The 12,544-nt window shown below is 65.7% G+C and carries 13 protein-coding genes; 8 read left to right on the top strand and 5 right to left on the bottom strand.

Features of this window, described 5'->3' with window-relative positions; all coding sequences use genetic code 11:
- Both sufB and MKAN_RS25865 read right to left on the bottom strand, forming a co-directional pair.
- Positions 1–2,520 carry an intein-containing Fe-S cluster assembly protein SufB gene (gene sufB, locus MKAN_RS25870; protein ID WP_023373317.1) on the bottom strand — a complete coding sequence of 840 codons (2,520 nt, stop codon included), beginning with the start codon at positions 2,518–2,520 and terminating at the stop codon, positions 1–3.
- On the bottom strand, positions 2,517–3,329 hold the full coding sequence (locus MKAN_RS25865; RefSeq protein ID WP_036391486.1) for a helix-turn-helix transcriptional regulator: 813 nt from the start codon (positions 3,327–3,329) through the stop codon (positions 2,517–2,519). Before MKAN_RS25865 ends, sufB begins: the two co-directional genes overlap by 4 nt.
- 162 nt (positions 3,330–3,491) lie before the next feature.
- Here MKAN_RS25865 and mptB point away from each other — a divergent pair, with 162 nt between their 5' ends.
- The 4 genes from mptB (at position 3,492) to MKAN_RS25845 (ending at position 8,021) form a co-directional block, all read left to right on the top strand.
- Positions 3,492–5,213 carry a polyprenol phosphomannose-dependent alpha 1,6 mannosyltransferase MptB gene (mptB, locus tag MKAN_RS25860; protein WP_023373313.1) on the top strand — a complete coding sequence of 574 codons (1,722 nt, stop codon included), beginning with the start codon at positions 3,492–3,494 and terminating at the stop codon, positions 5,211–5,213.
- A complete protein-coding gene (locus MKAN_RS25855; RefSeq protein WP_036391485.1) occupies positions 5,210–6,160 on the top strand; it encodes an ABC transporter ATP-binding protein in 951 nt (316 codons plus the stop codon). Before mptB ends, MKAN_RS25855 begins: the two co-directional genes overlap by 4 nt.
- Before the next feature lie 65 nt (positions 6,161–6,225).
- On the top strand, positions 6,226–6,936 hold the full coding sequence (locus MKAN_RS25850; protein ID WP_036391483.1) for an ABC transporter permease: 711 nt from the start codon (positions 6,226–6,228) through the stop codon (positions 6,934–6,936).
- Positions 6,937–7,085: 149 nt separating this feature from the next.
- Complete coding sequence (locus tag MKAN_RS25845; protein ID WP_036392222.1) at positions 7,086–8,021, top strand: COX15/CtaA family protein; 936 nt, start codon at positions 7,086–7,088, stop codon at positions 8,019–8,021.
- Here the strand turns inward: MKAN_RS25845 and MKAN_RS25840 are convergent.
- Complete coding sequence (locus tag MKAN_RS25840) at positions 7,971–8,825, bottom strand: ATP-grasp domain-containing protein (RefSeq protein ID WP_023373304.1); 855 nt, start codon at positions 8,823–8,825, stop codon at positions 7,971–7,973. The genes MKAN_RS25845 and MKAN_RS25840 overlap by 51 nt on opposite strands.
- 19 nt (positions 8,826–8,844) lie before the next feature.
- On the opposite strand from MKAN_RS25840, the gene MKAN_RS25835 reads away from it, so the two are divergent.
- On the top strand, positions 8,845–9,822 hold the full coding sequence (locus tag MKAN_RS25835) for a quinone oxidoreductase family protein (protein ID WP_023373302.1): 978 nt from the start codon (positions 8,845–8,847) through the stop codon (positions 9,820–9,822).
- A gap of 68 nt (positions 9,823–9,890) precedes the next feature.
- Positions 9,891–10,205 carry a YbaB/EbfC family nucleoid-associated protein gene (locus MKAN_RS25830; protein ID WP_042313027.1) on the top strand — a complete coding sequence of 105 codons (315 nt, stop codon included), beginning with the start codon at positions 9,891–9,893 and terminating at the stop codon, positions 10,203–10,205.
- A gap of 5 nt (positions 10,206–10,210) precedes the next feature.
- Here the strand turns inward: MKAN_RS25830 and MKAN_RS25825 are convergent, their stop codons facing one another.
- Complete coding sequence (locus MKAN_RS25825) at positions 10,211–10,648, bottom strand: hypothetical protein (RefSeq protein ID WP_023373298.1); 438 nt, start codon at positions 10,646–10,648, stop codon at positions 10,211–10,213.
- An 89-nt stretch (positions 10,649–10,737) separates the two neighbouring features.
- Between MKAN_RS25825 and MKAN_RS25820 the strand changes: the two genes are divergently transcribed.
- Both MKAN_RS25820 and MKAN_RS25815 read left to right on the top strand, forming a co-directional pair.
- On the top strand, positions 10,738–11,064 hold the full coding sequence (locus MKAN_RS25820; protein WP_129111742.1) for a WXG100 family type VII secretion target: 327 nt from the start codon (positions 10,738–10,740) through the stop codon (positions 11,062–11,064).
- Between the two features lie 2 nt (positions 11,065–11,066).
- The gene (locus MKAN_RS25815) at positions 11,067–11,357 is read left to right on the top strand and encodes a WXG100 family type VII secretion target (RefSeq protein WP_023373294.1); all 291 of its coding nucleotides are present in this window, start codon (positions 11,067–11,069) and stop codon (positions 11,355–11,357) included.
- Here MKAN_RS25815 and MKAN_RS25810 read toward each other — a convergent pair.
- A complete protein-coding gene (locus MKAN_RS25810) occupies positions 11,354–12,481 on the bottom strand; it encodes a hypothetical protein (RefSeq protein WP_023373292.1) in 1,128 nt (375 codons plus the stop codon). The genes MKAN_RS25815 and MKAN_RS25810 overlap by 4 nt on opposite strands.
- Positions 12,482–12,544 lie beyond the last annotated feature (63 nt).

Genomic DNA, 12,544 nt, shown 5'->3' with positions numbered 1-12,544 from the left:
TCATCCTACGGAGCCCTCCATCTGCAGCTCGATCAGCCGGTTGAGCTCCAGCGCATACTCCATCGGCAGTTCCTTGGCGATCGGCTCGACGAAGCCGCGCACCACCATCGCCATGGCCTCGTCCTCGGTCATCCCGCGGCTCATCAGGTAGAACAGCTGGTTCTCACTGACCTTGGACACGGTGGCCTCATGGCCCATGGTGACGTCGTCCTCGCGGATGTCGACGTAGGGGTAGGTGTCGCTGCGGCTGATCGTATCGACCAGCAGCGCATCGCATTTCACGCTCGACTTGGAACCGTGCGCGCCCTTGTTCACCTGGACGAGGCCCCGGTAGGAGGTGCGGCCGCCGCCGCGCGCTACCGACTTCGACACGATGTTGCTCGACGTGTTGGGCGCCAGATGCAGCATCTTGGCACCGGTGTCCTGGTGCTGGTCCTCGCCGGCGAACGCCACCGACAGCACTTCGCCTTTGGCGTGCTCTCCGGTCATCCAGACCGCCGGATATTTCATGGTCACCTTGGATCCGATGTTGCCGTCGACCCACTCCATGGTGGCGCCGGCCTCTGCGCGGGCCCGCTTGGTGACCAGGTTGTAGACGTTGTTCGACCAGTTCTGGATGGTGGTGTAACGCACGCGCGCATGCGGTTTCACGATGATCTCGACCACCGCGGAGTGTAGCGAGTCCGACTTGTAAATAGGGGCAGTGCAGTTGTGCACCGCGAACCCGTAGGCGAGGTAGCTGTCCGGCTCCTCGACATCGAGGTTGTAGACCCGCTCGTGTGCTTCTCGGACCTCACGCTTTCTTATCGGCACCGCAAAGTAGTCACCGCAATCACGCGCTTGCTTAGGCCCGTGGCCGCCCTCGGTCCACTGGACCTGGTAGATGTCCTTGCGCATGATGTCACGACCCTGGATAACTCCTGGACCGCCAGGACGACGCAATTCGACTGTGGCGTAATGACCCAACCGCGCGAGGATGGACTGCAATTGGAATGCCCAGACACGGGAAGTCGTATGCACGCGCTTCCAGAGGGCGCCGCCGCGCTTCGTTACATTGCCGTCCCCGTTGACATAGGCGTCGACGAGCTCGCTGAGGAACGTCTCGTCTTGACGCATCAAGAGATCCGACAGCTTCTTGTTCGACGATCCGATGCCGACGTTGTCACGCATCGCGGCATAGCCCGCCTTCGTGTAGACAGTGACGCGTGCCGAATGCTTGTGCTCCTCGATCAGGACAGAGCCTGACTTCTCGTACAACGACTTGCACGCTTGGCGAACCTCCTCGACGAACTCGAATTCGTCGCTGTGGAACGAGAAGATCAGTGACTCACAGCCATTGGTCAGACATGCATGGCCTTCCGCCAGGTAATACCCCGCCAGCCGCGCGAACTCGAGGGACAGCACCGTCTTGTGTGGGATCGGCTTCGGCTTGGGGTAGATCAGGAAGTCACCTTCGGCAACGTTCTTCGCCGCAATCCACCGCGGCTCGGTGCGACGCAGCTTGGCGCTGTTGACTTCTGCCTTCCATCCTTTGCGCTCTTTGCGCATGACGCGCACCTCGTGGCGGGGAACGATGAGCAAGGGATGTTCCGCGGTGACGGAGAACTTGTTCGCGGAAGACATCGGCGTGAAGCTGTAGAGCTCCCCGTTGAGGTCGCGCATCTGCACCGCGGTGACACGATGTGGCCGCCCATCGTGGCTACTGACGTAGTCACCCACACGGATCGACTCGATGGGCCTCAGGTCTCCGTCAGCGGTCGTGATCAGCTCACCGGCTGGCACACAGCCCTCGACGTAGTGCACGTAGGAGCCCTCGTCGGCAATAATCAGTGTTCGCTCGAACTGGCCCATGTTCTCGGTGTTGATCCGGAAGTAAGCCTGCAGGGGGATGTCGACGTGGACCCCCGGCGGGACGTAAATAAAGGACCCGCCACTCCACACAGCGGTATTGAGTGCAGAAAACTTATTATCGCCAGCAGGAATTACGGTTCCAAAATATTGTTTGAATACTTCGGGATGTTCCCGCAAGCCAGTATCAGTGTCTAAGAAAATAACGCCTTGGGATTCTAAATCCTCTCTGATCTGGTGGTACACTACTTCGCTTTCATACTGGGCCGCTACTCCAGCAACTAATCTTTGCTTTTCCGCTTCGGGAATTCCTAAACGGTCGTAGGTATTTTTGATGTCCTCTGGCAAATCGTCCCAGCTGGCCGCCTGCTTTTCTGTCGATCGCACGAAGTACTTGATGTTGTCGAAGTCGATGCCCTCGAGGTTGGAGCCCCAGCGCGGCATCGGCTTGCGCTCGAAGATGCGCAGCGCCTTCAGCCGGTTCTGCAGCATCCACTCAGGCTCGTTCTTCTTCGCGGAGATGTCGCGAACCACCGCCTCCGACAGCCCGCGCTGAGCGCTGGCGCCGGCGACATCGGAGTCGACCCAGCCGTAGCCGTAGCGGCTCAGCGAAGCAATGGCCTCGGCCTGGGTCAGCGGCTCGGCAGCGGTCTTGCTGGCCTCGAGGGTCATATCGACGCTCCTTTGATGCTCGTAGTGTCGCGGCGCGGGCTGGGCGCCGGGGTTAAAGGCACGTGGGTGGTACAGGCGCAGTCGCCGTTGACGATGGTCGCCAACCGCTGCACGTGGGTTCCAAGCACTTCGGCCATGGCCTGCTGCTCGGCTTCGCACAATTCCGGGAACTCCTCGGCGACATGGGCCACCGGGCAGTGATGCTGGCAGATTTGCACACCATGGATCGGCCCACCCACCCGGGTGGTGGTGGCGACGTAACCGGCTTTGGTCAACGCGCCGGCGATACGCTCCGCGGCGGCTTCCACCGCGTCGTCGTCGTGGCCGTCCGCCGGGGCGACATCGGCGAGTATCGCGTCGATGCGTCGTCGTGCGAACGTCCGCACCGCGTCTTCGCCGCCGATCTCCCGCAGTTGGCGCATCGCCGCCGACGCCAAGTCGTCGTATGAGTGATCCAGCTTGCCCCGGCCGGCCGCCGTCAACCGGTAACGCTTGGCGGGCCGTCCGCGCCCCGCCTGCTGCCACGGCGCCGCGGGGACGGACTCCGCGTCGCCCGTTTCAATGAGCGCGTCAAGATGACGACGTACGCCGGCGGCCGACAACCCCAACCGATCGCCGATCTCACTGGCGGTGATCGATCCGGACTCCAGCAGCAAGCGCACAATGGCGCGACGGGTATGACCGTCGGGAACTGCGGCTGGAACAGCAGCAGTAGCTGCCGGGATTTTCACAACACAAGTGTGACGTAATTCCAGGAAGCTGTCCAGCGAGGTGGCCTGTGCAACGGCTGTGGGCTCCGCACGCCGCAACGCGGCGCGCCCGCCCGCCCCGAGTCGCCGGGGCTAGCCCGACTGCCCCACTCCTCCTCACGCCGCAACGCGGCGCGTATCGTCGCCGGGGCTAGCCCGACTGCCCCACTCCTCCTCACGCCGCAACGCGGCGCGTATCGTCGCCGGGGCTAGGCTGCTCTGATGGCAGCCCGCCACCACACGCTGAGCTCGTCGATCGCCAGCCTCCACGGTGACGAGCAGGCGGTGGGGTCGCCGCTGAACGCTGCCGAACTGACTGCGCTCGCACGCACCCGGCTGTTCGGCGCCACCGGCACGGTCTTGATGGGCATCGGGGCCCTGGGCGCCGGCGCCAGGCCGGTCGTGCAGGATCCCACCTTCGGGGTCCGGCTGCTCAACCTGCCGTCACGAATCCAGACCGTGTCGCTGACGATGACCACCACCGGAGCCGTCATGATGGCGCTGGCCTGGCTGATGCTCGGCCGGTTCGCGCTGGGCAAGCGGAAGATGTCGCGCGGCGATCTGGACCGCACCCTGCTGTTGTGGATGCTGCCGCTGCTCATCGCCCCGCCGATGTACAGCAAAGACGTCTACTCCTACTTGGCCCAAAGCCAGATCTCCCGCGACGGACTCGACCCCTACCGAGTGGGCCCGGCGTCCGGCCTCGGCTTGGGCCACGTGTTCACCCTGTCGGTTCCCAGCCTGTGGCGGGAGACGCCGGCCCCCTACGGTCCGCTCTTCTTGTGGATCGGCCGCGGCATCTCCGCGCTGACCGGAGAAAATATTGTCGCCGCCGTGCTGTGCCACCGGTTGGTGGTGTTGATCGGCGTGGCGATGATCGTGTGGGCGACGCCGCGGCTGGCCAGGCGCTGTGGCGTGGCCGAGGTCAGCGCGCTGTGGCTGGGCGCGGCCAATCCCCTGCTGTTCATGCACCTGGTTGCCGGCATCCACAACGAAGCACTGATGCTCGGGTTGATGCTGACCGGCGCCGAAATCGCGCTGCGTGGCATCGATTTAGTCGATTTACAGGAAACCACGCGTCTGCTGCCCGCATCATGGCGTCCGGGCGCGGACTGGGAACCACTGGCCCTGTTGCTCGGCGGATCGATCCTGATCACGCTGTCATCGCAAGTGAAGCTGCCTTCGCTGCTGGCGCTGGGCTTCATCACGATGGCCTTGGCTTACCGCTACGGCGGCACGATCAAAGCGCTGCTGCTGACCGGCGGCGGCATGGCGGCACTGTCGCTTTCGGTGATGGCCATCGTCGGATGGGCAAGCGGGCTGGGCTTCGGCTGGGTCTACACGCTGGGCACCGCCAACGTGGTGCGCAGCTGGATGTCGCCGCCGACACTGCTGGCGCTGGGCACCGGGCAGGTGGGCATTCTGCTGCGCTTGGGAGATCACACCACCGCGGTGTTGTCGCTGACGCGTGCCATGGGTGTGCTGATCATCATGGTGATGGTCTGCTGGTTGCTGCTGGCGGTGCTCCGCGGCCGGTTACACCCGATCGGCGGCCTCGGGGTCGCGCTGGGCATCACAGTGCTGCTGTTCCCTGTCGTGCAGCCCTGGTATCTGCTGTGGGCCATCATTCCCATGGCGGCGTGGGCGACGCGCACCGGATTTCGGGTGGCCGCCATCGTCATCACCCTCATCGTCGGCATCTTCGGACCGACGGCCAACGGGGACCGCTTCGCGTTGTTTCAGATCATCGATGCCACCCTGGCCAGCGCGATCATCGTGTTGGTCCTGATCGCGCTGACCTACCACCGGTTACCGTGGCAAGGCCTGCCCATGGGGAACGGCGAGGCGAACCAACAGACGCTCGTCGACCCGGTACCCGCAGCTGAGACTTCGGTGACCCGGCAGACGACGTCGGCGCCGGACGCCTACGCTGACTCCACGTGAGCTCGGCCCCCCAAGCATCCCCAGGAGACTCCGTCGTAGTCCGGCTACGTGGAGTGACCAAGCGGTACGGATCCCTGACGGCCGTCTCCAGCCTCGACCTCGAGGTGCACGCCGCAGAGGTACTGGCGCTGCTGGGCCCCAACGGTGCCGGCAAGACGACAACCGTCGAGATGTGCGAGGGCTTCGTACGCCCGGACACCGGAACCATCGAGGTGCTCGGGCTGGACCCGATCGCCGACAACGCGCGGCTGCGCCCACGCATTGGCGTGATGCTGCAGGGCGGCGGCGGATATCCAGCCGCACGCGCCGGGGAAATGCTGAACCTGGTCGCCGCCTATGCGTCCGACCCGATTGATCCGCGGTGGCTGTTGGACACCCTGGGGCTCACCGAGGTTGCCCAGACCACCTATCGGCGGCTCTCCGGAGGGCAGCAGCAGCGACTTGCCCTGGCCTGCGCTCTGGTGGGGCGTCCCGAGCTGGTTTTTCTCGACGAGCCCACTGCCGGCATGGACGCCCACGCCCGGCTAGTGGTATGGGAGTTGATCGACGCTTTGCGCCGCGACGGCGTGACGGTCGTACTGACCACCCATCAACTCAAAGAAGCTGAGGAACTCGCGGATCGGCTGGTCATCATCGACCACGGCGTCACGGTGGCCGCGGGGACCCCGACCGAGCTGACACGAACCGGCGCCAAAGACCAGTTGCGGTTTACCGCACCACCGCGGCTTGAGCTGTCGCTGCTGGCCTCCGCGCTGCCGGAGGACTATCAAGCCTCCGAGTTGACGCCCGGCGAGTACCTCGTCGAGGGCCCGGTCAACCCGCAGGTACTGGCAACCGTCACCGCCTGGTGCGCGCAGATCGACGTGCTGGCCACCGATATGCGGGTCGAACAACGCAGCCTCGAGGACGTGTTCCTGGATCTCACCGGCAGGAAGTTGCGACCGTGACCGACAACACGCTGTTCCCCCCGGGAACCTTCACCCCGAATCCGCGCCCCAATGCCGTATCCCGGATGCTGGCCGCACAGTTCGGGCTGGAACTCAAACTGCTGTTGCGCAACGGCGAGCAGCTGCTGCTGACCATGTTCATCCCCATCACCTTGCTGGTCGGGCTCACGCTGCTGCCGCTCGGCTCGTTCGGGCAGCACCGCGCGGCCACGTTCGTACCGGTGATCATGGCGCTCGCCGTGGTCTCCACCGCGTTCACCGGCCAGGCCATCGCGGTCGCGTTCGACCGCCGCTACGGCGCACTCAAACGACTCGGTGCGACGCCGCTACCGGTCTGGGGAATCATCGCCGGCAAGTCACTGGCCGTGGTCGCCGTGGTATTTCTGCAAGCAATCATCTTGGGCGCAATCGGCTTTGCGCTGGGCTGGCGACCGGCACCGGCCGCACTGGCCTTGGGGGCGGCCGTCATCGCGCTGGGCACCGCGGGCTTCGCCGCGCTCGGGCTGCTGCTGGGCGGCACGTTGCGGGCCGAGATCGTGCTCGCGGTTGCCAACCTGATGTGGTTCGTGTTCGCCGGGTTCGGCGCACTCACCCTCGAAACCACGATGATCCCGATGGCGATCAAGTGGGCGGCCCGGCTCACCCCGTCCGGCGCGCTCACCGAGGCGCTGTCGCAGGCGATGATCCTGTCGGTGGACTGGTTCGGGCTGATCGTCCTGGCGGCGTGGGGAACGCTGGCGGCGCTGGCGGCGCGTCGCTGGTTCCGCTTCACCTGATCGGGCCCCGGTCAGCCCGTCGATATTGCCGCCATGGTCGCCGGCCTAGCTGAAACCACAGCCATGGCGGCAATCTCGGCGCGACGCCCGCTTCTACTACGTGACGTAGTTGTCGTTACGATCGGGCGGTGGCCGTCGGACGAACCCTGATGCGGTTGGTGGACCTGCTCCCCGACCCGAGTCTGCGGGTGCAGCGCGCAATTGCCGCCGCCGTCATCGTGACCCAGGGCGGTATCGCGGTCACCGGCACGATCGTGCGGGTCACGGCGTCGGGCCTGGGTTGTCCGACCTGGCCGCAGTGCTTCCCCGGCAGCTTCACCCCGGTAGCGGTTGCCGAAGTGCCGCGGATCCACCAGGCGGTGGAGTTCGGCAACCGGATGATCACCTTCGCGGTCGTGATCGCCGCGGCGGCTGCCGTGCTGGCGGTCACCAGGGCGCGCCGGCGTCCCGAGGTGCTGGTCTACGCATGGCTGATGCCCGCGTCGACGGTGGTGCAGGCGGTGATCGGCGGCATCACGGTACGCACCGGGCTGCTGTGGTGGACAGTGTCTGTTCACCTGTTGGCATCCATGACGATGGTGTGGCTGTCGGTGTTGCTCTACGTCAAGATCGGCGAGCCCGACGACGGGATTGTTCGCCGGCTCGTGGTCCGACCGCTGCGCGCGCTCACGGTGTTGAGCGCGGTGAATCTGGCCGCGGTCCTGGTCACCGGCACGCTGGTGACAGCCGCCGGGCCGCATGCCGGTGACAAGAGCCCCACCCGCACGGTGCCGCGGCTGAAAGTCGAGATCAACACCCTGGTGCACCTGCATTCGTCGCTGCTGGTTTCCTACCTGGCGTTGCTGGTCGGCCTCGGATTCGGGTTGTTGGCTGTCGGTGCGGGACGGCCGATCCTGCGGCGCCTCGCCGTGCTGCTCGCCCTGGTTTTCGCGCAGGCGCTGGTGGGCATCGTGCAGTACCACATCGGGGTTCCGCCGGCGCTGGTCGCCACCCACGTCGCCGGGGCCGCAGCGTGCACCGCAGCCACCGCGGCGCTATGGGCGTCGATGCGAGAACGGGCCCAGCCCCAACCGCTCCAGAGCTGACTCCACGCACACCGCGAACCGCCGCTGGCCCCGATCGCGGGCCGATGCGTCCAATCGCCGCCACCCCAACGACGGGTCCACCAGCTGCAGGTCCAGCAGCCGCGCACCGACCAGGTGGGCCCGCGCGCAGAGCAACTCACCGATGCCGACGCCGCATGCGGCCGCGGCGGCGCCCAGCGCGGCGGCGCCGATCTCCCAGGTTTCGAAATCGGGCTCACCCTGGCGCAACACGTCATCGTGCGAAGTGAAGGCGTGCGACGGCTGGCCCCCAAGGAAGATCAGCACCGTTTCAACGTCCGGGCCGGCCGTCTGCACCACCACCGAGTGGCCGCCTTGCCGGCGTTCGGCGATATAGGCCGCGGCCGGCGAGGGATCACTGAACCGGCGGGCGCCGGTGCCGACCGTCGGGCTGATGAAGACCCGTCCGGCATACGGCAGCCGGATCTGCTGGCCCGGCGCGCATACCTCACCGGGCACGGTCGGCACTCCCCGACTGTCCAGGTCTTCCAGATAGCCACGGTCGGCGTTCCAGGCGACCACCGAAGGGGCATTCAGCAGATTGGCCACGCTGTTGGTCCAGGGCAGGAACTCGTCGAGGCGCTCGGCGTAATCGCGGGTGGCCCGCAATATCACCAGATGCGCGCGCGCCACGTCGGGATCGTCCCAAGGTAACCAATGGGCGTGTAACCCACGGTGGCGCAACGCCGCAACCAGCCCGACGTCGTCGCCGTCACCGGCGGGCTGCCGCGGCCAACCCGCCAGCACGACGCGCGGATGGAAGATATCCGGCCGGGCAAGCTTCATTGCCGGGCATGATAACCAGATGCACGCAATCGAAGTCAGTGAAACCGGCGACCCCGAGGTGTTGCGCTACGTCGAGACGGCACAGCCCGAGGCGGGCGACGGCCAACTGTTGGTCAAGGCCGAGGCGATCGGTGTCAACTTCATCGACACCTATTTCCGTTCGGGGCAGTACCCACGACCACTGCCGTTCATCATCGGCTCCGAGGTGTGCGGCACCGTGGTGGCCATCGGTGAAGGAGTCGAGAGCGCCATCACGGTGGGCGACCGGGTGGTCAGCGCTTCCGCCAATGGTGGCTACGCCGAATTCTGCACGGCGCCAGCGTTTTTGAGCGCCAAGGTACCGGACGGCGTCAGCTCCGAGGTGGCGGCGTCGGCGTTGCTGAAGGGCCTGACCGCCCATTACCTGCTGAAGTCGGTGTACCCGGTGCAATCCGGCGAAACGATCTTGGTGCATGCCGGCGCCGGCGGTGTCGGGCTGATCTTGACGCAGTGGGCCACTCACCTGGGAGTGCGGGTGATCAGCACCGTCTCGACCCCGGAGAAAGCCAAGCTGTCCCGGGAAGCCGGTGCGGCCGAGGTTCTCGACTACCCCACCGATGCCGGGCAGTTCGCCGATCGGATCCGGGCGCTGACCGACGGAGCCGGTGTGGCGGCCGTATACGACGGCGTGGGCGCCACCACGTTCGACGCCAGCCTGGCCAGCCTGGCCGTCCGCGGGACGCTGGCGCTGTTCGGCGCCGCCTCCGGTCCGGTTCCGCCGGTCGACCCGCAGCGCCTCAACGCGGCCGGGTCGGTGTATCTGACCCGCCCATCACTGGTCCACTTCCTGCGCACCGGCGAGGAATTCGGCTGGCGCGCCGCCGAGCTGTTCGACGTCATCGGCGGCGGGGTGGTCAACGTGGAGATCAGCGGTCGGTATCCGCTGGCCGAAGCTGCCCGGGCACATCAGGACTTGCAGGGCCGCAAGACCACCGGCTCAATAGTGTTGCTGCCGTAAGTCGCTGACCCGCTGCGTGAATCGACGGAGATAATGTGAGCCCGGCTCATCACCCCCAGGTCAGACGGATGTTTGATCAGGCCGACGTCGTGATGTCTCTTCTGGACCAGCAGGTTCACCGGATGGACGCCGAGGCGTTCACCGCCACACATCAGACAGGCGCCGTCGAGGTGACGGTTAATGGGCATCGACGCCTCATCGGACTCAGCATCAACCCGGGGATACTTGGCATGGGCGCCCACGACGTTGCTCGGATGATCAACGAAACCATCAGCGCGGCAACCGATTACGCGCAGGAATGCATGGCCGATGATGTTGCGGAGCTAGCGGACAGTATTGCCGACGCCCTGGCGGTGATGCGGGACCTGCCGCCTCCGGCGTAGGGACGTCAAGACACCCAGATGCGTGGATCTTCCCGGTGAGCCGAGGGTGCCTCAAGCTGATAAGCGCCGTCGGCGCCGCGGGTGTAGGGGAAGATCAGCCCGATCGCCACACCTTCGCGGTGCTCAACGCTGATCTCGATACCGTCCTGATTCGCCTCGGTCAATCTGACGTTGACCGCGACGGCGGCGGCCCGCAGGCTGTCCTTCAAGTCGGTGAGCGCGCGCCACTGCGTAGCGATCTGCTCTGCTATCGGCAGTTCACGACCGCGGGGATAGTTAGGCGCGATGGCTTGTCGTTCGCCGCCGTTGGACACCGCGAGGGCGAACGGCAGAAATTCACCCGCCGAGGCGACCCGCTCGAGCGCGAACCCGGTTGCGGCGTCGACCAACTCGTCGAGGTCGGCTTGTGCTTCCTCGGTCACGCTGTCGCGCCAACCGGCCATAGCTCGCCATCTCCGCTTCGTTCTAGTCGCGTGTGGACCGCCTGTGACAGTAGTCTGCGGATACGACGTCTTTTCGAGGGGTGGTCAGCATGGCGGCCGAAGAGCTTCGCGTTTACTGTGCAGAGCTGGCTCACGCGTCGAAGACCACGACGGGCGCTGCCGACGAGATCGATGGCCTGCGCGACAAGCTGGGCGGGCAGACGGACGGCCTTGCCGGCACCTGGACCGGTCAGGCAGCCAGTGCCTATCTGGATGTCTGGGCCGAGATCGACGACGAGTGCGGCCAGATGCTCGCCGACCTGCGATGGATCGGGGAATCGCTGGCAGCCGCGGCCGCCGGCTACGCCCAGATGGAGCACGCCGCGGCCGATGCTTTCGGCAGCATCAGGCCCGCCGGCCCGGTTGACGGGCGCTGATCATGGCGCGCCGCACCGTCAACGAGCATGACTTGGTGGACGCCGCCGATGCGATGCGGCAGTTTTGCCTGGTGATGAAGGATCGCCTCAACGAGGTGGCCACCGAATTGCGTGGCCTGCAACATCATTGGGAAGGTGTGGCGTTCGACGCATTTCTGGAGCGGGTGCAGCACTGGCAGGGCTGGGCGGACGAGATGAGCGAGGTGGTGTTCGACATGCACCTCAACGCGCACATCGCGCATCGCAACTATGTGCATAACGCGGAGGTTAATACCGCGATGTGGGGCGGTTAACCCTGGTTGAGGCGAGGGCGGATCGCCGCCGGGCTGTTCATGGGAGTGTTGCTAGGCCCATATTCCGAAGGGATGGCCGTGACGCGCAGTGACGCCGGGAACGGATCGGGCAGTCCGGCGAGTTGGCCGCGATCGGTGGGTTCCTCGGTCGGCGCGTATAGGGCGCCCTCGTCGTAGTAGGTGGTGTGTTCGGGCGGCAGATAATCGCGGACCAGTGGCAGGTAATCGTTGCCCAGCCAGGTCCACCAGACTGGGTTGGCCGGCAGACCCAGGATCCCGCCGGGGCCGCGCAGTGAGCCGCTCAGATCCCAGCTGGTGTCTGGGGGTCCGGACAGTTTGTGGTTGCGTAGCACTTCGCCGGTGGCCAGCACGCTGCCGCGCCGGCGGGCGTACTCGACGAAGAAGCGCTGCACGGTGTTGCGCCACGGTGGGTCGTCCAACGGTTGGGCCACCATTTTGAGGGTGTCAATCAGGATGCCGTCCCATGGCTCGAGGTACAGCCCGCCGTCGATGCACGGCAGGGTGGCCTTGAACCATGCGCCGTGGGAGGCGAAGGTTGCGATGAATTGGTCGTCTCCATCCCGATCCAGCCGATACCGCAGCGGGTAGACATTGCCGAAGCGACGTGGCAGCGCCTCGGGCAGAAACTTTCTTGCCAGCTCCAGCCACAGGGTCGCCGCGTCGGGCGCCGACTCCGGTGAGTGCCACTGCAAGTCAACGATGCGGATCAGCTCCGAACCGGGCGAGGCGATCTGGCGTGCCCTCTTCGCGCCGAGAATCTCCTCGGTCTGCTCGTCGACCGCAACACCCCCCGCGGCCCGAGCCAACGCCTTGGCGAACCGCCGGGCGGGCCGCACTTCGGCCGGATCGCTGCCCTCGATGACGATCTGCCAACTGGTGGTCGGGTCCAGCACATGCGGCACCACGTCGTCCGGCACGTCCTCGGGCTCGATCTCGTGCGGCCCGAAGACGGTGAACGAGTACTTTTCTTGCTTACCGCGCAGCACGGTCATCTCATGGTCACCGCTATCGCCGACCGACAACCCGGGGACCGATGCGACGATTTCTTCCAACTGCTCGTCGTCGATGCTGGACGCGGCGTAGACGGTCAGGTCATAGGACAATGGGGTCAGCCCTTACTGTCGTCCGAATTCACCCGAAATCACCGAACGCCAGGTTGCCATACA

It is taken from the genome of Mycobacterium kansasii ATCC 12478 (assembly GCF_000157895.3).
GTDB lineage: Bacteria > Actinomycetota > Actinomycetes > Mycobacteriales > Mycobacteriaceae > Mycobacterium > Mycobacterium kansasii.
Note: the sequence above shows the minus strand (reverse complement) of the source record. Positions and strands in the feature narration are given on the sequence as shown.

Bases quoted from the DNA above. Each gene is read 5' to 3' on its own strand.
- MKAN_RS25815 (WP_023373294.1), top strand. From the start codon at position 11,067: ATGGCGCGCCGCACCGTCAACGAGCATGACTTGGTGGACGCCGCCGAT.
- MKAN_RS25820 (WP_129111742.1), top strand. From the start codon at position 10,738: ATGGCGGCCGAAGAGCTTCGCGTTTACTGTGCAGAGCTGGCTCACGCG.
- MKAN_RS25830 (WP_042313027.1), top strand. From the start codon at position 9,891: ATGTTTGATCAGGCCGACGTCGTGATGTCTCTTCTGGACCAGCAGGTT.
- MKAN_RS25825 (WP_023373298.1), bottom strand. From the start codon at position 10,648: ATGGCCGGTTGGCGCGACAGCGTGACCGAGGAAGCACAAGCCGACCTC.
- MKAN_RS25835 (WP_023373302.1), top strand. From the start codon at position 8,845: ATGCACGCAATCGAAGTCAGTGAAACCGGCGACCCCGAGGTGTTGCGC.
- sufB (WP_023373317.1), bottom strand. From the start codon at position 2,520: ATGACCCTCGAGGCCAGCAAGACCGCTGCCGAGCCGCTGACCCAGGCC.
- MKAN_RS25845 (WP_036392222.1), top strand. From the start codon at position 7,086: ATGCGGTTGGTGGACCTGCTCCCCGACCCGAGTCTGCGGGTGCAGCGC.
- mptB (WP_023373313.1), top strand. From the start codon at position 3,492: ATGGCAGCCCGCCACCACACGCTGAGCTCGTCGATCGCCAGCCTCCAC.
- MKAN_RS25850 (WP_036391483.1), top strand. From the start codon at position 6,226: ATGCTGGCCGCACAGTTCGGGCTGGAACTCAAACTGCTGTTGCGCAAC.
- MKAN_RS25840 (WP_023373304.1), bottom strand. From the start codon at position 8,825: ATGAAGCTTGCCCGGCCGGATATCTTCCATCCGCGCGTCGTGCTGGCG.